Origin of the sequence: Anabaena catenula FACHB-362 (assembly GCF_014698735.1) — a bacterium.
Classification (GTDB): Bacteria; Cyanobacteriota; Cyanobacteriia; order Cyanobacteriales; family Nostocaceae; genus Anabaena; species Anabaena variabilis_A.
In genome coordinates this window covers 104359-123008 of record NZ_JACJTQ010000008.1, presented here as the reverse complement: position 1 = coordinate 123008, position 18650 = coordinate 104359, and the positions used below count along the sequence as shown (strand labels likewise).

General features: G+C 40.6%; 21 protein-coding genes and 1 pseudogene. 7 read left to right on the top strand and 15 right to left on the bottom strand.

Annotated elements, in window-relative coordinates:
* Positions 1–86 precede the first annotated feature (86 nt).
* The 8 genes from H6G68_RS08185 to trxA form a co-directional block, all read right to left on the bottom strand.
* Positions 87–821: a DUF4079 domain-containing protein gene (locus H6G68_RS08185; RefSeq protein ID WP_190906175.1), complete on the bottom strand. Its 735-nt coding sequence runs from the start codon at positions 819–821 to the stop codon at positions 87–89.
* Between the two features lie 73 nt (positions 822–894).
* Positions 895–1611 carry a molybdopterin-dependent oxidoreductase gene (locus H6G68_RS08180; protein WP_190906174.1) on the bottom strand — a complete coding sequence of 239 codons (717 nt, stop codon included), beginning with the start codon at positions 1609–1611 and terminating at the stop codon, positions 895–897.
* A 48-nt stretch (positions 1612–1659) separates the two neighbouring features.
* A complete protein-coding gene (locus H6G68_RS08175) occupies positions 1660–2256 on the bottom strand; it encodes a cytochrome b/b6 domain-containing protein (RefSeq protein WP_190906173.1) in 597 nt (198 codons plus the stop codon).
* Between the two features lie 7 nt (positions 2257–2263).
* A complete protein-coding gene (locus H6G68_RS08170) occupies positions 2264–2956 on the bottom strand; it encodes a cytochrome c biogenesis CcdA family protein (protein WP_190906172.1) in 693 nt (230 codons plus the stop codon).
* 126 nt (positions 2957–3082) lie between these two features.
* Positions 3083–3694 (bottom strand): thioredoxin family protein, encoded by a 612-nt coding sequence (locus tag H6G68_RS08165; protein ID WP_190906171.1) that lies wholly within the window; start codon positions 3692–3694, stop codon positions 3083–3085.
* A 59-nt stretch (positions 3695–3753) separates the two neighbouring features.
* Complete coding sequence (locus H6G68_RS27125) at positions 3754–4233, bottom strand: pentapeptide MXKDX repeat protein (RefSeq protein WP_190906170.1); 480 nt, start codon at positions 4231–4233, stop codon at positions 3754–3756.
* A 300-nt stretch (positions 4234–4533) separates the two neighbouring features.
* Positions 4534–4914: a hypothetical protein gene (locus tag H6G68_RS08155; protein WP_190906169.1), complete on the bottom strand. Its 381-nt coding sequence runs from the start codon at positions 4912–4914 to the stop codon at positions 4534–4536.
* 535 nt (positions 4915–5449) lie between these two features.
* On the bottom strand, positions 5450–5773 hold the full coding sequence (trxA, locus tag H6G68_RS08150) for a thioredoxin (RefSeq protein WP_127055428.1): 324 nt from the start codon (positions 5771–5773) through the stop codon (positions 5450–5452).
* Positions 5774–6078: 305 nt separating this feature from the next.
* On the opposite strand from trxA, the gene H6G68_RS08145 reads away from it, so the two are divergent.
* From H6G68_RS08145 to H6G68_RS08130, 4 genes are all read left to right on the top strand, one after another.
* Entirely contained in the window at positions 6079–6684 is a 606-nt protein-coding gene (locus H6G68_RS08145; RefSeq protein ID WP_190906168.1) for a vWA domain-containing protein, read from the top strand.
* Between the two features lie 187 nt (positions 6685–6871).
* A complete protein-coding gene (locus H6G68_RS08140; protein ID WP_190906167.1) occupies positions 6872–7477 on the top strand; it encodes a vWA domain-containing protein in 606 nt (201 codons plus the stop codon).
* 42 nt (positions 7478–7519) lie between these two features.
* The gene (locus H6G68_RS08135) at positions 7520–8125 is read left to right on the top strand and encodes a vWA domain-containing protein (protein ID WP_190906166.1); all 606 of its coding nucleotides are present in this window, start codon (positions 7520–7522) and stop codon (positions 8123–8125) included.
* A gap of 26 nt (positions 8126–8151) precedes the next feature.
* Entirely contained in the window at positions 8152–8526 is a 375-nt protein-coding gene (locus tag H6G68_RS08130; RefSeq protein WP_190906165.1) for a salt stress protein, Slr1339 family, read from the top strand.
* Between the two features lie 105 nt (positions 8527–8631).
* On the opposite strand, the gene H6G68_RS08125 is transcribed toward H6G68_RS08130, so the two are convergent.
* A complete protein-coding gene (locus tag H6G68_RS08125; RefSeq protein ID WP_190906164.1) occupies positions 8632–8979 on the bottom strand; it encodes a winged helix-turn-helix transcriptional regulator in 348 nt (115 codons plus the stop codon).
* 136 nt (positions 8980–9115) lie between these two features.
* Here H6G68_RS08125 and H6G68_RS27120 point away from each other — a divergent pair.
* Positions 9116–9202, top strand: a pseudogene (locus H6G68_RS27120) (CDGSH iron-sulfur domain-containing protein); the annotation flags it as partial.
* A 118-nt stretch (positions 9203–9320) separates the two neighbouring features.
* On the opposite strand, the gene H6G68_RS08115 reads toward H6G68_RS27120, so the two are convergent.
* The 5 genes from H6G68_RS08115 to H6G68_RS08095 form a co-directional block, all read right to left on the bottom strand.
* Complete coding sequence (locus tag H6G68_RS08115; RefSeq protein WP_190906163.1) at positions 9321–11555, bottom strand: glycoside hydrolase family 57 protein; 2235 nt, start codon at positions 11553–11555, stop codon at positions 9321–9323.
* Positions 11556–11758: 203 nt separating this feature from the next.
* Entirely contained in the window at positions 11759–11989 is a 231-nt protein-coding gene (locus H6G68_RS08110; protein ID WP_026103970.1) for a NifU family protein, read from the bottom strand.
* A gap of 326 nt (positions 11990–12315) precedes the next feature.
* Positions 12316–12963 carry a DUF3386 domain-containing protein gene (locus H6G68_RS08105; protein WP_190906162.1) on the bottom strand — a complete coding sequence of 216 codons (648 nt, stop codon included), beginning with the start codon at positions 12961–12963 and terminating at the stop codon, positions 12316–12318.
* 66 nt (positions 12964–13029) lie between these two features.
* Positions 13030–14793 (bottom strand): ATP-binding protein, encoded by a 1764-nt coding sequence (locus H6G68_RS08100; protein WP_190906161.1) that lies wholly within the window; start codon positions 14791–14793, stop codon positions 13030–13032.
* A gap of 317 nt (positions 14794–15110) precedes the next feature.
* Positions 15111–15347 carry a hypothetical protein gene (locus tag H6G68_RS08095; protein ID WP_190711169.1) on the bottom strand — a complete coding sequence of 79 codons (237 nt, stop codon included), beginning with the start codon at positions 15345–15347 and terminating at the stop codon, positions 15111–15113.
* Positions 15348–15745: 398 nt separating this feature from the next.
* On the opposite strand from H6G68_RS08095, the gene H6G68_RS08090 reads away from it, so the two are divergent.
* Together H6G68_RS08090 and lepA are read left to right on the top strand one after the other, a co-directional pair.
* Entirely contained in the window at positions 15746–15949 is a 204-nt protein-coding gene (locus H6G68_RS08090) for a hypothetical protein (protein ID WP_242045178.1), read from the top strand.
* Entirely contained in the window at positions 15946–17757 is a 1812-nt protein-coding gene (gene lepA / locus H6G68_RS08085; RefSeq protein WP_190906159.1) for a translation elongation factor 4, read from the top strand. Before H6G68_RS08090 ends, lepA begins: the two co-directional genes overlap by 4 nt.
* A gap of 87 nt (positions 17758–17844) precedes the next feature.
* On the opposite strand, the gene H6G68_RS08080 is transcribed toward lepA, so the two are convergent.
* Entirely contained in the window at positions 17845–18627 is a 783-nt protein-coding gene (locus tag H6G68_RS08080; RefSeq protein WP_190906158.1) for a Uma2 family endonuclease, read from the bottom strand.
* Between the last annotated feature and the right edge of the window lie 23 nt (positions 18628–18650).

Sequence of the window (18650 nt, the reverse complement as noted above, 5' to 3'; positions counted from 1 at the left end):
GAGTCAGGAGTAAAACTGGCTTGGTGTATAGGTTTCAATTTTGATTCTGTACCTCATTGATCTGCAATCTGCTGTATGTAAAATTACTAAGGCTTTGGAGCTAAAGAAGGTGCTTGAACTGTGCAAGGTTTTATATCACATTTCTGCTCATAAAGCATATGCACATAAGATTCTTGCCAACTCAGAGGAACTTCTAATAATGATCTTGTCCCTGTAATTCCTTGTCCGATAAATAGCAAAATAGCGATGCAATTGAGAATAATATGAACCTTGCGCCAGCGATTCGTTTTATCTTTGTATATATCTGGTAAAATTGCCAGTGAAAAAATCATTAATAAAGCAGCTAATTCTCCATAATAGTAGTGAGAAATATACCATTGATCAGTTTTGCGGTAAACACCATCTTGACAACCAAGCACAACTAACCCAACCCCACTCAGAGTTGCAAATATACCACGCCAATTTGGTTGTTTTGCTTGATAAAGTAAATACAAAGAAGCAGTAGTTGCAACAAATAATAGCCCAATAAAAATTACCTGAAATTGTGATTTAACCCAAACTTGCTTATCTATAATATTCACAAAAATATCATTAGCTAACGCAATTAAAACAATACCAACAACCGAGCCTGTTAACCATTTCCCTAACTGGACGTGTTCTTGTCCAACAGCAGGGGGAATTTTACTTTTGCCAGTTCCCACAGTTTCTAATCGGCGTTGACGAATTTGTAAAGCCCGGTTGACAATAATCCCAATTAGGGGAAAAACTACAATTACAGCTAACACTGGATGTAATAATAAAATCGCATCTTTAACTTCCATATTGATTGCACCTCTTTTTAACTTAGTGATAAATGGATAAAACGAGTTTTGAATTTTATTTTTTTTTACAGTGCTAAAGTCCAGCAAACCACTCATAACCCTGATCTTCCCAATAGCCTGTAGTGGGCAATAAATTACTGACAAACATAATCTGAGTCACCCACTTACTTTGTTTGTAGCCAAGTTTAATAGGAGATGCTAGACGTAGGGGCGCACCATTTTCAGGTGATAATGGTTTTCCATTCTTTTGATAAGCCATCAGCGTTTGAGGATGAATAGCAGAAGCAATATCCCAGCTTTCATAGTAACCATCAGCCGATTTAAAATAGACGTAACGCACATTTGATTTAGGTTGCGCTATGGCAACTAAGTCTCTTAATCGCACACCTCCCCATTGAACAATCGCTGCCCACCCTTCAACACAAATATGACGAATCACCATTGAAGTCAAGGGCAATTTTTGAATATCTGTCATACTCAACTGCGTTGGGTTGCTAACTTCTCCATCAATTTTGAGACTAAACTGTGCAGGATCAATTTGTGGTGTGAAGTTAAAGCTATTTATCAACAATTTTTCTGGTTCAATCTCATTAATAGAAAATTCAGGTACAGGCTTTTGACTAAGCAAAAGTTCTTCAAAAGATTGATTTAGTGGCTTAAATATTTGTCCAACATTATTTGAAAATAAATTAGTTCCACAGCCACCTAGAAGTAAACTTGCGCCTGAAAGTCCAGATAGTTGGAGGAAATTGCGACGGGATAGGGTACGTTGGGGAAGAATTAAACTCATAAATTAGGTATAGAAAATTAGATGATAAGAAAAAGTTTTTTTCAATAACTAAATAAACATAGACTTAATTAAACGAAAGCTTCCCACCTTGAGGGCAAGGAAGGAATGAACAATTGTAAATAAAAAAACAGTCGGAACAGTAATAAAGTGAATAGTGCGGAGAGTTTGCCAACTACCAAATAGCCCAGACAACCAATGCAGTTGTGCAGGTTTGTACATAGCTAAACCACTAAATATTGCCAGCAGCAGAACGGGAATAATACCAGTGTATACGAGCCGATGCCAGGCGTAGTTCTTGCGTTTGGGATTTTGGCTAACTTGCAATGCTTTAATATCACCACCGTCAATAAACCGACGTTGCCAACGACGAGTGATGAAAATATAAACTCCATACCAGAGCAAGTTTAAAGAAAAGAACCACATAGCCGCAAAATGCCAATTTCTACCACCTGCTAACCAACCTCCTAGTAATAGAAAGTCGGGAAAATGCCAACCTTCACGCCCACCAAATACCGGATTAGCATTGTATATTTGCAGTCCACTAGAGATCATAATCATCAGACTGATGATATTAATCCAGTGAAATGTTTTGGCGAAGAAAGTCTGCTTCGGTTTAGGAGGAACTTTGCGTTTAGATGAAGTCATTGCTGTTTCACAAAGGTAGACGGGGAAAAAATGGAGCTAACCAAAGCTGGATTTGGATATCCCAACCCAGAAGAATAGTAATTGCTGTGGCGACAATCATGACTCCACCAACACGCTGTAATGTGGCGCTATGGGAGCGGAATTTGAGTATTTTTTGGCTAACTGACCTTCCTCCGTAAGCAATTGCTAATAAGGGTAATCCTGCACCTACTCCGTAAGTAAGCAGTAGCCCAAATGCGCTGATAATTTCATGTTTGACTGCTGCTAAAACGAGAATTGCACCCAAAACTGGCCCCGCACAGGGAGTCCATAACAATCCCAATTGAGTCCCTAACCAGAATTCTCCCATAAGTCCTACTCGGTCAGATTTTTTAGTCCAGTTACCAATGGGAATGTAGCTAAATATTCGGTAACTCCAACTAGGGAAAATTGCCAGCAGTCCTAAAAATAATAAAAGTGCGATCGCTCCATAACGTAATATATTAGCCAAACCTGTAAACCAAATGGCGGTTACACCTAGCAAACTACCCGCTACTGCAAAACCAGCAATTAATCCCCCAACCAATGCAATTGGTCCGTAAATATGGGACTGAAAGGAACGCCCCACAAACACAGGTAAAATCGGTAAAACACAGGGAGAAAGCACATTTATAACTCCCCCCACAAAAGCCAGACCAATTGATAGATGAGAATTTGCCATAAATTATGACTAACAATGTCTCTTGTAGGGTGTGTCAGATATAAAAAATCTGTCGCTGCTTCCCGAATTAACAAGTCTGACGCACCTTACTAATATGCCAGATGCTTAAGTCGTGATAAATTCCGGCTATCCTAATAGTTGGCGGATAGTCTGCTCGGTTTTTTCATAAGCCCCTTCCCCAATATGGTCATACCTGAGTTGACCTTGACGGTCGGCTAAAAATAGGTGAGGCCAATACTCATTTTTATAGGCATTCCAGGTTTTAAACTCGTTATCAACTGCAACCGGATAGGTAATTTGGTTTTTCTTAAGCGCCCTTTTGATATTATTTATATCTCGCTCAAAGGCAAATTCCGGTGTATGAATACCAATTACCTTTAATCCCTGCCCTGCATATTGCCGATGCCATTTAGTAATGTAAGGTAAGGTGCGTTGACAGTTGATACAAGCAAAAGTCCAAAACTGTACTAAGACAACATTGCCTTTGAGATTAGTGATAGCTAAAGGAGTATAATTAAGCCACTGACTAATACCCTCAAACTCTGGCAGACTCTTACCTGCGTGAGGATTAGCAGCAACAACTTTAGCCTTTTGGGTATTGTTGGAATTGGGAGGAGAAGGAGAAATACCACTCACTTTTTTCAAGTTGGGAAAGGCTGTTGTAGTTGCACCAATTCCCACAACTCCTAACCCAAAGTAAAAAAGTAATTGCCGACGACGAAGCAGGTTATGATTCATGAAAATTTCTTCTATTGAAGTCAAAGCCTGACAATTAACCTAATCAAAAAAGGTTGCGGTTATGGCTTGCTGGTGGCGGGTGATTTCTTCATAGCGTCGCCTTTCATGGCATCACCTTTCATAGCGTCGCCTTTCATGGCATCACCTTTCATAGCGTCGCCTTTCATAGCATCACCTTTCATAGCGTCGCCTTTCATGGCATCACCTTTCATAGCGTCGCCTTTCATGGCATCACCTTTCATAGCGTCACCTTTCATAGCATCACCTTTCATAGCATCACCTTTCATGGCATCACCTTTCATAGCGTCGCCTTTCATAGCGTCATCCTTCATAGCGTCATCCTTCATAGCGTCGCCTTTCATAGCATCACCGGCTTTATCCTTACCCATTTTGTCGCCGCCCATAGCATCACCGGCTTTATCATTGCTCACAGCAGGAGCGGCATCAGGAACAATCTGATTGTTGCTTGCAGGAGTGCTAGAGCAAGCTGCGGTAGTTAAGCTCAGAGCAGCAATTAAAGAAAGTGTTTTCCAGTTCATAGTCTTCTTCCTCTGAATAGTTATTTTTTTATGATTAGACTTCTTGCAAAAATCAAAAAAATGAATGAATTACCGCCGATAAATGCAGATAAAATTCACTTAATATAGAAGTCAGACAATTGATTTGAGGTTGTCTAATATCAATTCACTTAATTAAAGCTACAAATGAATATCCTTCCGCGTCCGTCCATTTGTATCAACCTTAAAGTAAAATGGTATAAATCCCAATCTGCAACAGGGTTGAAAGTGCCATTTTTATATTTCATAATTAATGACTTTTCCCAATCAACCCCATAAAAATTACTTCACTTCGCTGGCTTCAAACCTAGAAATCTTACCTTGTTTAACTGCAACTACCACATCATAAGTTGAACAATAAGCAAACGTGACATTATTGGCTTTGTTGTAAAGATTCACCACCATACCTGCACCACCGGGTTGAACAGCAAGCGGCTCAAGATCACCAAAAAAGAAGCGACGTAATTGATCACCACCACCAAATTGACCCTTATTCTTCATCACTAAGTCAATTTTCTGTCCAGCAGTCAAACCTGTAGAATCTTTCATTTCTGCGGCTGAGGCTTGAACTAGTGAAGGATTCACAGCTTTAAGTGGAACATCCCAAACTGTCAACATACCAGCTAGAGCAACACCTGTAAGCAGAGAAGAAGCGAGTTTCATTTGTTTTTCCTGATGTTTAAGTTTTTTGACTAAACACAGCATCCCATCTGCTGCTGAAACTCAAATGAAGCCAGTCTAGGAATTGTCTGAATTTATCCCTTGGGAAAATTTAGTTTACACTCAGCATATTCTCAGAAATAGAAAACAGAAAGATAATATGTGTAATGTAAGAATTCAGGAGTCAGGAGGAGGCAGTGCGGTGGACGGGTTCCCCGGCATAAAGCAACTGCCGTTCAGGAGACGCTACGCAGACCTTCGGTTCAGAATGCTTATGAAATGAAGAATAGAGAGAGGTGAGATTTTATCAAAATCATCAAATAATTATTCATAAAGTTCGGTTTGTGACCTCATAAAAAGCGGAGGAGTAGAAAAAAAAGCCTTACCTCAAGGTAGTTGGTTTTTTCCCTCTGTTCCTCCGTTACCATGCTTTTTCAGTCACAAGTGGGGATTTACTATAATTTCAAATCTATAATTTGCTCTGACAGAGATTCCAGGATTTTAAGTTAAAGCCGAGCCATATTCACCCTGCTGATTATCAAGGAATATACTGAGCTAGAGTTTTAGCTAAACTAGTTTTTGGTACAGCACCCACAACAGTATCAACTTGCCGACCTCCTTTAAATACCATCAACGTGGGAATGCTACGAATACCGTAATGGCTGGCAACCGTGGGATTCTGATCTGTATTCAGTTTTACCACTTTCACCTGTCCTTCATATTCAGTAGCCACTTCCTCCACAACTGGAGACAGCATTCGACAAGGGCCACACCAAGGGGCCCAAAAATCCACTAAGACGGTAGTCTCACTTTCCAAAACTTCTTGCTTAAATGTGGCTTCTGTGACATTGGTGACAGACATATTTGTCCTCGTGATTTAATTCACTAATTCGATATTATCGAATAAACCTGAAAGCGGGACATTTTCCCATGATCAAGGCAGGTAATCTCCATGCATTCATCTGAATTTGCTCTCAGATGAATGCCTGTGGGGTAAGTTGGCAAGACTCCACAGCGTAAATATTTAGTTGTTTAGCGATTTTACCCCAGAAACTGGTTTTTTTGGGAATTGAGTTACTTAAATCATTATTACAATCCATCTGTATCTAGAGGAGGTGTTATTACCTAAGAGTTAAAATAGAGGCAGAAAAATCATGAGAGGAATTTATGATGAGCGATCGCGACTATACATTAATCCTTGATAAAAGTGGTAGTATGTCCACCCCTGACCAAGCAGGTGGTAGAAGTAGATGGGATATAGCCCAAGAGTCTACCCTGGCTTTGGCTCGCAAGTGTGAACAGTTTGATCCAGATGGACTCACAGTTTACGTCTTTTCCGGCAGATTTAAACGTTATGAAAATGTGACATCATCTAAAGTCACACAGATATTTCAGGAAAATGACCCTGCTGGCACAACCAACTTAGCAAGTGTACTTCAAGATGCTTTGAATAATTATTTTCAACGCAAAGCTTCTGGTCAAACAAAACCCAATGGAGAAACAATTTTAGTTATTACTGATGGTGAACCAGATGACCGCAAAGCAGTATTTGAAGTCATCATTCAGGCAACTCGGCAAATGGATCGAGATGAAGAATTAGCACTTACTATTATTCAAGTAGGTACAGATCCTCAAGCCACAAAGTTTCTTAAAGCTTTAGATGATCAGCTACAAGGTGTTGGCGCTAAATTTGATATTTGCGACACCATAACTTTAGATGATTTAGAAGACATGAGTCTTGCGGATGTATTAATGAATGCAATTACTGACTAAATTAGTGAATAGACATCTTGGAAAAGTGCATTTTATTTGCCACTATCTGCGGTTAATTATTCCTTTTTTGTATTTTTACAAGATGTCTAATGTTGATGTTTTCTGACCATACTTACCTGAGATTTATTTGGGAGAATATGAAAACCCCAAAATTACAATTAAATAACTCATTACTGGAGAATTATAAATGCTAGAAAATCGGGATTACACACTCATTATTGACCATAGTGCTAGTATGGCACAACTCTCAGAAAAAGGTGACAAAAGCAGATGGTTAGCATTACAGGAATCTACCTTTGCCTTAGCTCGTAAGTGTGAAGAGTTTGACACTGATGGGATCACTGTTTATCTTTTTTCTCGAAAATTTGAACGTTTTGATCATGTGACTTCAGATAAAGTAATACAGATTTTTGAAGAAAATATTCCTGACGATACGACAAATTTAGTAGGAGTTCTTCAAGATGCCATTAATAATTATTTTACCCGCAAAGCCGCTGGACAAAGCAAGCCCAATGGGGAAATAATTTTAGTGATCACTGATGGTAGACAAGATGATAAGCAAGCAATATATGAAGTAATCATCAATGCTACTCACAAGATGGAACATGAAAAAGAATTGGGAATTTCCATTATTCAAGTAGGTAATGATCCTCAAGCTAAAAAATTTCTTAAAGCTTTAGATGATCAATTGCAAAGTGTTGGAGCTAAATTTGATATCTGTGATACGGTAGCTTTCGATGATTTAGAAAATATGAATCTTGTAGATGTTTTGATTAATGCCATAAATGATTGATTTTAGGTTATAGGGGTTGAGTCAAAAATGGAGAACTTATCAATGTTAGAAAATCGGGATTATACTTTGATTATCGACAAAAGCGGCAGCATGGCTACCGCAGATCAAAAGGGTGGAAGAAGTAGATGGGTAGTAGCGCAAGAATCTACTTTTGCTTTAGCTAGTAAATGTGATCAATTTGATCAAGATGGCATAACTGTTTATTTATTTTCTGGTAGATTCAAACGTTATGAAAATGTCACAGCTAGTAAAGTTGTGCAGATTTTCCAAGAAAATGACCCTTCTGGGACTACTGATTTAGCAGGCGTTTTGAAACACGCTACAGATGATTATTTTCAACGTAAATCAGCTAATCAAACAAAAGCGAACGGTGAAATAATTTTAGTTGTTACTGATGGTGAACCAGATGATCGTAAAGCAGTAATGAAGGTGATTATAGAAGCTTCTCGCCAGATGGATAGAGATGAAGAGTTAGCTCTTTCTTTTATTCAAGTGGGTACAGATCCCAATGCTACACGTTTTCTGAAAATATTGGATGATGAACTTCAAAGCGCTGGTGCAAAATTTGATATTTGCGACACAATTACAATGGACGATATGGAAGATATGAGTCTATCAGAAGTGCTACTAAATGCGATTAATGATTAACTTTACGCATCATAGGATTTGCTAAAATGGATTCTATTGATAAGCTACTGGCTGAAATTCAGGCTGAATATGCAGAAGTAAAAACCCAACTGCAACAGCCTCAATTACCTACAGCTAAACCATTTATTGCTTCTTCTCATAAGTCAAATTCTCTAATGGATAACTTATTAGCAGAAGTTAAAGCCGATTTACTAGAACGCGATGCTGCTGAAGAGTTGAGAAAACAGCAAGAGTTAGAACAACTCAAAGCTAAACAATTAGAAACTTTGCAAAAACAAGCCAAAGAATGGTTATCTAAATTAGATCCTTTCTCACCAGAAGGACTTTGGTTTGAACACTTTGCTGAAGCATATTCCTCAAAGTTAGAAGCAGCAATTGAGTATTTACAAACCAACTCTTGAAGAAGGAACGCACAGAGTCTTTCCAATCAGAAAGAGATTGAACCATGAATAACAAAATACCCTACTTCTCTAAGAATTAGGGTATCTGAGGTTTATCGATGTATTTTAGTCTTGATGAATATGAGATAAATTCTGACTAGCCCATTCATGCATTGCATAAAGAATTGGTTTGAGACTTTCTCCTATAGGTGTCAGCGAATATTCCACCTTAGGGGGGATTTGTGCGTATATTTCTCGATGTACAATCCCATCCTCTTCCATTTCTCTGAGTTGCTGTGTGAGCATTTTTTGGGTAATTCCCGGTAAACCTCGCTGTAATTCTCCAAATCGTTTCTCACCTGAAATTAATTCTCTAATAATTAATACTTTCCAGCGTCCACCGATAACTTTGATGGTGCTTTCTACTTCACAAGTCGGCCTACTTAGACTATAGTTTTCTGCTTCTGCTTTCATAGTTACTTTTTGGGAAGTATAGTACTTTTAAGTGCCTACTATTCATAGTAATTGTACATAAGTTAAAGTCAAGTCGCTTCGCTCCAAATTAAAAAAAGGTCATCAAGGCAGCGAATTTACACCTCAAGCATTTGAATTAACTGAAAACAAAAAGGTGGCATTGTGCCAATGTAAATATACTGCGAATTCTCCTTTTTGTGATGGCGCTCACGCTAAACTTTAAACTCTAAACTTTAAACTTAACAATGAGATACCCAACTTCTCCATCTAAGAAGTCGGGTATCTAAATCCTAAATTTCTTTATCCTGAACTCCTAACTCGGTACTCGGTACTCGGTACTTTTATGGTACTTCAATAGGAATCAAAGTATTTTCTGGTAAATAGCTGTGAAAACAACCTTCATCTGCTAATGCCAAAATTAGGCGGAGGGGATAATCGGGCGGAACTTGCAAATCTGCCCAAGGTATTGCCACTTCTAAACAATTATTTAAAGCAGCTTGAGCGCGACTAGCACGAGGATGCCATTGATAATTATCTCCTGCTTCTCGAAATTGAATTGATTGTGTGAGTAAGTTAATTTCTAAATGATGATGATATAGATAATTAACTGGTGCAATATCTGGTAATTCTGCTAAAGGTATGGGGCTATTTACCATTGTTTTATCTGGATAAAACCAGAGTAAATTTAACTCGGTTGGTAAACCTTTTCCTGGGGCAACGCCATTTTTAAAATCTATCCGCACATAAAAATTCAGGTGATCTACTCCATACCAAAGTCGCTGGATTAGGCTGCTGTTGTGCATTGTTCCCCTGGCACCGCCAACTTCTATCCGTCCTGCTTTGTCCCAGTCTTGTTCATCACCTTTACCATCAATAACTGGATGAATAAATCCTGCTGGTCGATGGTCGATTCGTGCTTCATGCAATTCTACTGCTTTTCTTAAATAGCCAGGTATGGGTTCATTTAAGGCTTTATAAATACCATACAGATGCTCTCGAAATAATTGATCAAAGATGGCATCTTGATTTGATGAATGTCCTTCGCCAAACCACCAAAACCAGTCGGAACCTTCGGCGGCATATAAGGCTTCCCAAGCGGCGGGGTTGTTTTCTTCGGTAGCTTCGGGATGACTGGCTAGGACTTTTCTAGCTTCTGTTAGGTAGTCCCAAGCGCGATTTTTGGCGGGATCACCTATCCAGGTGGTGAAACTGCCATCTACCCAAGAACCGCTGTGTAGTTGTTCTCCGGGGATGGTGGCTGTGGGGGGAAACTTGTCTAGGAATTCGGAGACGGTGACAAGTTTGATATGAGGTTCGTCACTTAAGCTTTGATATAAGGTTTCTAGGAAGGGTTTACCGTCTTGGGGATAAAATTCCCAGCAATTTTCACCATCTAAGGCAATGGTAACTAACCAAGGTTGATCGCTGGGGTTGTCTCTTTGCATTTTAGCGATCGCTTGCAAATGTCCCACTAAATCCGCCGTAGCCTGTTTTGGCGGCATCGCCCCATAGGTAAAACCAATCAAATCTGATAATCTATGGTCGCGGAATACTATGGATAAATCACCTGCTGGAGTTTGCAAACGATAAGGACGATAAAGCAGTTCTGGTTGCTGCACATTTCCCGCCCCATCCCGATGGAAAAAGTGTTTCAGCGTCCAACCTAGGACGGCTTCATCTGAGCAAATCCAATTAAATCCCTGTTTAACAATATACGGTAAAATTTCTGGGCTGACTGACTGTTCAGACGGCCACAAACCACGGGGATTTTGCCCAAACCGGTCGTGATATAAATCCCACGATTTCTGCAAATGACGAGGAATATCTTCCACCCACTGAAAGCGACGGTCAGGTAATATCATATTTGGCACTGCTACCCGCCCAGAATTGGTATCAGCTAATAAGGGTAAAATCGGGTGAGTGTAGGGGGTAGTGGTGACTTCTAGCTGTCCCGCTTTCTGCATTTTCCGGTGTTGGGGAATAATGCGGCTGAGGATTTGGCGTTGTTTAGAATAGATGCGTTGGCGATCGCTTAAAGTAAAATTCCGTCCCTGTTGCAACCAAGCTGCAATTTCCGGGTCATCCCAAAATAGCGGGTCAATCCAAGCCAGATTATGCCAAGCTAGTAAATCTCCGTAATCTGGCAATTCCCAATTTGCTAAACACCAATTTTGTCCCTTTTCTTGCCTTTGATAATACAACTCGGCATAGCGAGGATGAGGATCTATAAGTGTGTGGTGATTAGCATCAAAAAAATGTTGAACAATAAATTCCCGCTGTTCTGTGGTTAACTTTTCCACAGGTGTCAAACTGGCTGTGAGGTAAGGATCAAGAGCAGTACCAGCAATATAATCTTCCAGTTGTAATATTAAAGATGGTACTAAATTCACCGTTTGGTGTAACTTGGGATACTTCTCTAGCAGCAATATCAAATCTAGATAATCCTTAGTACCATGCAACCGTACCCAAGGTAGACGGTAATGCTGACTATCTGAAACCGAACCGCTGCTACCAGGAGACTTGTACAGTGGCTGATGTTGATGCCAGATAAAAGCGACGTACAGGGGATGGGACATAGGGATTTATAAGTAATTAGGAATTTGCTAATAATGTTGAATTATGAATGATAAATTATCCAATATAACAATTCACACCAGGTAATTAATTATGGGAGATGGGCAATAAATAGGAAGGAGCCTCAAAGGCAGAGTGTATAGGGAAAAAATTCTCTTCCTTCTCCCCATCTCCCTATCTTCGCATCTCCCCATCTCCCCAGTCCCTAGATAACTTGTTCGATTTCGGAAATTTCGGGAATCATTTCCTTGAGACGGCGTTCAATACCCATTCTCAAAGTCATTGCGGAACTGGGACAAGAACCGCAAGCACCTTGCAACCGCAGTTTTACTATGGGGCCATCCAGTTCAACGAGTTCCACATTACCGCCATCAGACATCAGATAAGGGCGCATTTCATCTAATACAGTTTCAACGTTTTCAGTTGTCAGTTCCATAGTTTCCATAGTTTTAGACCTGTTAAGTTAACGATGGGTGTGGAAATTGGATTTTAGGAATTTTACCCATTACCCAAAATATCCAAAATTTTTGGCTTTTGCTGATTCAAATCGATCCTAGACCCAATTGCCACTATATTGTGGGTTATCTGTTTTTAATGACCTGTAACAAAACTGTTGCCGGTTCTATAGCAGTTGTCAGTTATGGCAACGTACAAGGCGGTTAGGACATCAACTAATGGTAAAACTTAGACACCAAAAGACTTTTAAGCTCTGTCACCTGTCACCTGTCACCTGTCACCTGTCACCTGTTTACCTGTCACCTGCTATAACAGCTTGATATTAGAGTATGTGAACTCAGTAATGGAGTCAGCGACCTGACTAACACCATTTTCATGCTCTTCTACAACCTGTTTAGTCATGATGTAATAGTCGCCAAATTTTTGATAGGTGTCTGTAAATTTGAGAACACTGTTAACTTCGTTGGTTTTGGAGTTACAAAAAACTACATCATATTGACTAGCAATGTAACCAGTACCTGTATCGAAATAGTCCCAAGTATCAATGACCAAAGCCATGCGACCCATAACCCGATTTTCTTGACAAATTTTGCGATCGCGGATTTTATACTGGGAATCGATAGATTCACCTTTGACTAGAACTGTGACAGAGCCTATTTCATCTGTTTGTCCCAATGTAAACTCATGCTGACTGTGAGACTGTTGAAAATTGTAGCGTTTGCAGCGTGTGACTGTTTCCTGTAACTGGATATAAATACCTTCTTCTATTTCTTGATCTGCAACGCCTGTAACTTCTACATCTAAGTCGCGGTTAATGTGAATCTTGCCAGTGTAAACTTCACTTCCCTGTAGCAGTTGTACATCGGCACTATAGCCAGGAAAGTTATCGTCCCAACTGTAACGACTTTCGTAAGCAGTTTGGAATAAAACGCCTGCGGTTGTCTGAACTGTCATACAAGCACTTTGACTTCACTTTTATTTAGTCTAGTCTGGGTGGTTCAATTTGGAGTTTCTATCTCATCATTCGCTAGAAGAACACAGCACTGGTTGTTGATAAAGTGGAACTGTGAACGTGACAGTTGAGCCAAGTCCCTCACCTAAACTGTAGAAATGGACTTCACCCCCCATTGCCTCTATGAGCTTTTGGGATATAGTTAGTCCTAAACCTGTGCCACCGTAATGACGAGTGCGGGAACCATCCACCTGAGAAAATAATTGAAACAGTTTATCTTGCTTATCTAGGGAAACACCAATACCAGTATCTGCCACTCGTACTTTGACAATGCCAGGTAATGCCTGTGGTTGCAGTTTGCCTTTGCTTTTTTTCAGGACTAAATCAGCGCTAATCGTCACACCACCTTCGTGAGTAAATTTAATGGCATTCCCTACCAAATTGAGCATAACTTGTAACAATCTTTGGTAGTTGCCTTGGACGATGATTTCATCGGAGGTGATAGGCATTTGCATCTGGAAGCTGAGGTTTCTCATCTCCGCTTGGGGACGCGTAAAGCTTTCTACATCACTAAATAACTCATTTAGCTTAACTGGAGCGCAATCTAGCTCCATTTTGCCTGCTTCGATTTTGGCAATGTCTAAAATATCATTGAGAATATTCAGCAGATGTAGTGATAATTGGTGAGCTTCTGTCAAAAACTGATTTTGTTCTTCAGGATCATCTGCCATCCCTTCTAAAATCAGCTTCAAAAAGCCGATCATTCCATTCAGGGGGGTACGAATTTCATGGGATACATTCGCCAGAAATTCGCTTTTTAAGCGGGAGGCTTCTTCAGCCTTTTGCCTAGCTGCTTCTAGTTCTTTATATAAAGTAGCGTGAGCGATCGCTGTTCCCAGCTGATCTGCCAGTTCTTTGGTTAATTCTCGTTCTGTTTCTGTTAACAGGTAGCATTCATCGTTTAAGCTTAAGGCAACTAACCCATTTGCTTGGTCTTGATAACAAGTAGCAACCAACAAAAATTTTTGCGGCTGAGAACTTATCTGTACAGGCATCTCGATCACCATCGGTTCCAGAGTAGTCAAAGCCTGAATAAAAGCAGGCTCAGAAGATATATCTATTTCTGAGCCAAGCATGGGATCTAACTCTGGTTGGTGATACTCAGCAATTACATGGACTTTTGAGCTAGAAGGTTGATAAGGACAGATAATACAACGCTCTAGCTTGAGTACTTTTCCTAAAATGTCAACTGTTTGCTGCCAAATAACATCTAGATCCAGTGTCCTCCGGATATTTCTGGTGATTTTATTTAATAATTTTTGGTGTTGCTGCGATGCCTGTGGCACGCTAGACGAAGGCAAAGCCAGTTCTTGTTGTGAAGGCGAAATAGAAGCCTGATTCACTTCTTGAGCCTTGGCTGTGGCTTGCAACAACCTACCCATCACCAAAACTGTAGTCGCGGTTTGACCCAATCGCGGCATAATCGGAGTGATTGTCAACTCCAACTCTAATAACTCCTGACTGCATTTAAACCAGCACTGAACCCTTTCCGGTACTAAGCTTGTCAAAATCCGGTGTAATCGTTCCAGATAAGCAACTTTATCCACCGGAGTAAAGTTTTCACTCTCATTGAGCGCTTCAACTCTTTTCTCAGTCTTTAAATCTAGGAGTTCGCTATGCTGCCAATCAAATGACAAATAGCGCCCAGTCCGATCTTGCGTATATACCAACTCGGAGCCGAGAGTTAGTAATGCGCCATTCGTCGTGCGGGGAATAGATTCCCGATTCTGAGAAAATAAATTCGGCAATTGGGTATTTGCAGTAATAGTCATTAATCGAGTTGGATAGACAAATTGCTTTCCACCGTAGTTGTACTAAAGCTGCTTAAATTTTGGCATAAACTTTTACAGCTTTTACATTTTCGATTGTGTATTTTTGACTTTTCCGGAATCTAGCGCCTTAAAATTTACATTTCTTATCATTAGGGGGATTGGGGAGATAGAGGGACGCGGTGACGCGGTGATAAAGATATGGGGGGACGCGGAGAAATAATTACCTCCTGCACCCTGCCTTCTGCCTTCTGCCTCCTGCCTTCTGCCTCCTGCCTTCTGCCTCCTGCCTCCTGCCTTCTGGTGATTGATCGCTAATTTCAATCGTTCCATTCCCCGCGAGGAGGAACTGGTGTCCGCACAGGGGTGCGTGTTAGCTCATCATCTCTAGGTACATCACCCCGTAACCATTGGCGGATAGCTACCTCAATCACTTTACTTGGGTCGTTGGTAAGATGCTGAATTTGTTCTATTAACTCGGAGTCTAGACGAACGGCTATTTCTACTTTATCGGGGTGTTTGTTTTCCGCATCGGTAGGTTTTTCTTGCATATTCATGGGTTTAGATGCTCTGAAATGGTTTTGTCCAAAGCTTTGTCAAGCAGTTATATTCATGATTCAGGCTATTTCACTGACAAATATTTAAAAAGTACAGTTACATAGTTACCCGAAATAGTACCAAAATAACAACGTCAGGTTTTAAGTCGCAATTTTCATATAACTCGCTAGACAGTAGCTCACCTCTCTAGAAGTTGTGTCAGTAAATCAGTAGTTGCAGGCAATCACCGTTGGTAATTACCTTTTATCCCTAAGTGTACTTAATTTATATTTATTGTAAGCCCCTGGTTAATGAATTCCAGCACCTATCAATAGAGTTTCATAATATCCTTAAAAATTCACCTACCCTTGTGAGGATGGGGAGATGGGGAGATGGGGAGATGGGGAGATGGGGAGGAATGACCAATCACCAATCACCAATCACCAATCACCAATCACCAATCACCAATCACCAATCACCAATCACCAATCACCAATCACCAATCACCAATCACCAATCACCAATTACCAATTACCCATTACTCATTACCAAAGAAAGCATTAAAATACATGAAGTAAATAGCTTTCACTTTGGTTGCTGCTTAAGCAAAGATAGTATATGACTGACGTTCCCGCAGTTCGCATTCGCAATTTTTGTATTATTGCTCACATTGACCACGGGAAATCCACTCTCGCTGATCGCCTACTACAAGCCACTGGGACAGTAGAAGACCGACAGATGAAGGAACAGTTTCTCGATAATATGGATTTGGAACGGGAGCGCGGCATTACAATTAAGCTGCAAGCTGCCCGGATGAATTATACAGCTAAGGACGGTCAGCAGTATGTATTAAACTTAATTGATACACCGGGACACGTTGACTTTTCTTATGAGGTGTCGAGAAGTCTGGCAGCTTGTGAAGGCGCTTTGTTGGTTGTAGATGCCTCCCAAGGTGTAGAAGCTCAAACACTGGCAAATGTGTATTTAGCTCTGGAACATAACCTAGAAATTATTCCAGTTTTGAATAAAATTGATTTGCCAGGAGCGGAACCTGAGAGGGTAATTGGTGAAATTGAAGAAATTATCGGTTTAGATTGCAGTGGGGCAATTTTAGCTTCTGCTAAAGAAGGAATTGGGATTCCGGAAATTTTAGAGGCTATCGTTGAGCGAGTACCACCAGCACCCGATAAAGTTGGTGAACGCTTACGGGCGTTGATTTTTGATAGCTACTATGACAGTTATCGAGGCGTAATTGTCTACTTCCGGGTGATGGATGGTAGTGTCAGAAAGGGCGATCGCATTTACTTGATGGCATCTGGGAAAGAATACGATATTGACGAGATAGGCGTTCTTTCTCCCACCCAAAAGCAAGTTGAAGAATTACACGCTGGAGAAGTGGGCTATTTAGCCGCATCAATTAGGGCTGTAGCTGACGCACGGGTAGGAGACACCATTACCCTAGTTAAAGCCAAAGCCACAGAAGCTTTACCTGGTTACACCGAAGCCAACCCAATGGTTTTTTGTGGGATGTTCCCCATTGATGCCGATCAATTTGAAGATTTACGGGAAGCTTTAGAAAAGCTAGAACTGAACGATGCAGCCCTGCATTACGAACCGGAAACTTCTAGTGCAATGGGATTTGGCTTCCGGTGTGGGTTCTTGGGCTTGCTGCACATGGAAATTGTCCAGGAACGCTTAGAGCGTGAATATAACCTAGATTTAATTATCACAGCCCCTTCGGTGGTTTACAAAGTCATTACCATCAAAGGTGAGGAACTGTACATTGATAATCCTAGCCGCTTACCCTCTCCCAATGAACGCGAAAAAATAGAAGAACCCTATGTCAAAGTAGAAATGATTACGCCGGAAACTTATGTTGGCTCTTTAATGGAGTTATCGCAAAATCGCCGGGGTATCTTCAAAGATATGAAATATCTCACCCAAGGGCGTACTACACTCACCTATGAGTTACCTTTGGCAGAAGTAGTCACAGACTTTTTTGACCAAATGAAATCGCGATCGCGCGGTTACGCCAGTATGGAATATCATCTCATTGGCTACCGTGAGAATCATTTGGTGAAGTTGGATATCATGATTAATGGTGATCCGGTGGATTCTTTAGCGATGATTGTTCATAGGGATAAAGCCTACAACGTTGGCAGAGCAATGGCTGAAAAGCTCAAAGAACTAATTCCCCGTCATCAATTCAAAGTCCCCATTCAAGCATCTATTGGCAGTAAAGTTATTGCTAGTGAACATATCCCGGCTATGCGGAAAGACGTATTAGCTAAATGCTACGGTGGTGATATTAGCCGGAAGAAGAAACTCTTACAGAAGCAAGCCAAGGGCAAAAAGCGGATGAAAGCAGTAGGTACAGTGGATGTACCACAGGAAGCTTTTATGGCTGTACTGCGTTTAGATCAAAATTAGGATCACGTCTTTGGTTCAAGGGGAAAAGGGAAGAAAAACCTCTAACCTATCCCCAAACCAACTGACTAACTGAGATTTTCTTCCTGATTACGAATTACCTTGCGGTTCTATTCCCAAAGCTCTTAACTGCGCTTCTAGTTGTGCCGTGCGTTGTTGAGCTAGTTCGGCTTCCTGTTTTGCGGTTTGAGCTTCCTGTTTTGCGGTTTGAGCTTCCTGTTTTGCGGTTTGAGCTTCCTGTTGAGCTTGTTGTGCGCTTTCTGTACCTGTGGGTAAAATGTTTCCGGCTTTGTCGCACCAACGCAACCAAATATCTTGTTTTCCCTCAAATACTCCTTCCCACAAAGTTAAACCTAAACCTACTTCTGGAAAATAGAAATCATCCGTTTCTAAATATTGTCTAATTCCTAGTTGATAAATACGCAGTAGCTGATCTCCCAACATTCCCAAAGGATCAAATATGGCGTAATACCAGACACCCATGCGAGCATAATCTTTTAATTTAGAACCTAATTCATTTCCTTCGCGGTTGGAAACTATTTCTATCACTACATCTGGTGCTTTACCAAACTGCCAATTAAAATAACTCCGGTTCTTCTTCTCTCCCCAGTTTTCCGGCATGGTGACATCTAAACTGAGGAAAACATCCGGTACAAGCGGGGGTAAACCGATATTATAAAAAACTCCCACATTGGCTGCTGCAATAAAGGTTTGTGACTCTGTGGGAGGCAGCCAAGCATTATATAAAACTTCTGTTAATAGACGCTGTTGTTTTTCAGAAAGAAAATTATCCACTGGGGTATCATCTTCAGTAATAATCTGGCTGATATCGGGTTCAGCAGCAAGTTCAGTTGAAAAAGCCTGTTGTACCATGATGAACGGCCTACTTGTATCGG

Coding starts and splice junctions, on each gene's coding strand:
- H6G68_RS08155 (WP_190906169.1), bottom strand. CDS start 4,914: ATGAAACTCGCTTCTTCTCTGCTTACAGGTGTTGCTCTAGCTGGTATG.
- H6G68_RS08080 (WP_190906158.1), bottom strand. CDS start 18,627: ATGGTACAACAGGCTTTTTCAACTGAACTTGCTGCTGAACCCGATATC.
- H6G68_RS08110 (WP_026103970.1), bottom strand. CDS start 11,989: ATGGAACTGACAACTGAAAACGTTGAAACTGTATTAGATGAAATGCGC.
- H6G68_RS08115 (WP_190906163.1), bottom strand. CDS start 11,555: ATGTCCCATCCCCTGTACGTCGCTTTTATCTGGCATCAACATCAGCCA.
- H6G68_RS08175 (WP_190906173.1), bottom strand. CDS start 2,256: ATGACTTCATCTAAACGCAAAGTTCCTCCTAAACCGAAGCAGACTTTC.
- H6G68_RS08130 (WP_190906165.1), top strand. CDS start 8,152: ATGGATTCTATTGATAAGCTACTGGCTGAAATTCAGGCTGAATATGCA.
- H6G68_RS27125 (WP_190906170.1), bottom strand. CDS start 4,233: ATGAACTGGAAAACACTTTCTTTAATTGCTGCTCTGAGCTTAACTACC.
- H6G68_RS08105 (WP_190906162.1), bottom strand. CDS start 12,963: ATGACAGTTCAGACAACCGCAGGCGTTTTATTCCAAACTGCTTACGAA.
- H6G68_RS08090 (WP_242045178.1), top strand. CDS start 15,746: ATGACCAATCACCAATCACCAATCACCAATCACCAATCACCAATCACC.
- trxA (WP_127055428.1), bottom strand. CDS start 5,773: ATGTCTGTCACCAATGTCACAGAAGCCACATTTAAGCAAGAAGTTTTG.
- H6G68_RS08125 (WP_190906164.1), bottom strand. CDS start 8,979: ATGAAAGCAGAAGCAGAAAACTATAGTCTAAGTAGGCCGACTTGTGAA.
- H6G68_RS08170 (WP_190906172.1), bottom strand. CDS start 2,956: ATGGCAAATTCTCATCTATCAATTGGTCTGGCTTTTGTGGGGGGAGTT.
- H6G68_RS08140 (WP_190906167.1), top strand. CDS start 6,872: ATGCTAGAAAATCGGGATTACACACTCATTATTGACCATAGTGCTAGT.
- H6G68_RS08145 (WP_190906168.1), top strand. CDS start 6,079: ATGATGAGCGATCGCGACTATACATTAATCCTTGATAAAAGTGGTAGT.
- lepA (WP_190906159.1), top strand. CDS start 15,946: ATGACTGACGTTCCCGCAGTTCGCATTCGCAATTTTTGTATTATTGCT.
- H6G68_RS08095 (WP_190711169.1), bottom strand. CDS start 15,347: ATGAATATGCAAGAAAAACCTACCGATGCGGAAAACAAACACCCCGAT.
- H6G68_RS08185 (WP_190906175.1), bottom strand. CDS start 821: ATGGAAGTTAAAGATGCGATTTTATTATTACATCCAGTGTTAGCTGTA.
- H6G68_RS08100 (WP_190906161.1), bottom strand. CDS start 14,793: ATGACTATTACTGCAAATACCCAATTGCCGAATTTATTTTCTCAGAAT.
- H6G68_RS08180 (WP_190906174.1), bottom strand. CDS start 1,611: ATGAGTTTAATTCTTCCCCAACGTACCCTATCCCGTCGCAATTTCCTC.
- H6G68_RS08135 (WP_190906166.1), top strand. CDS start 7,520: ATGTTAGAAAATCGGGATTATACTTTGATTATCGACAAAAGCGGCAGC.
- H6G68_RS08165 (WP_190906171.1), bottom strand. CDS start 3,694: ATGAATCATAACCTGCTTCGTCGTCGGCAATTACTTTTTTACTTTGGG.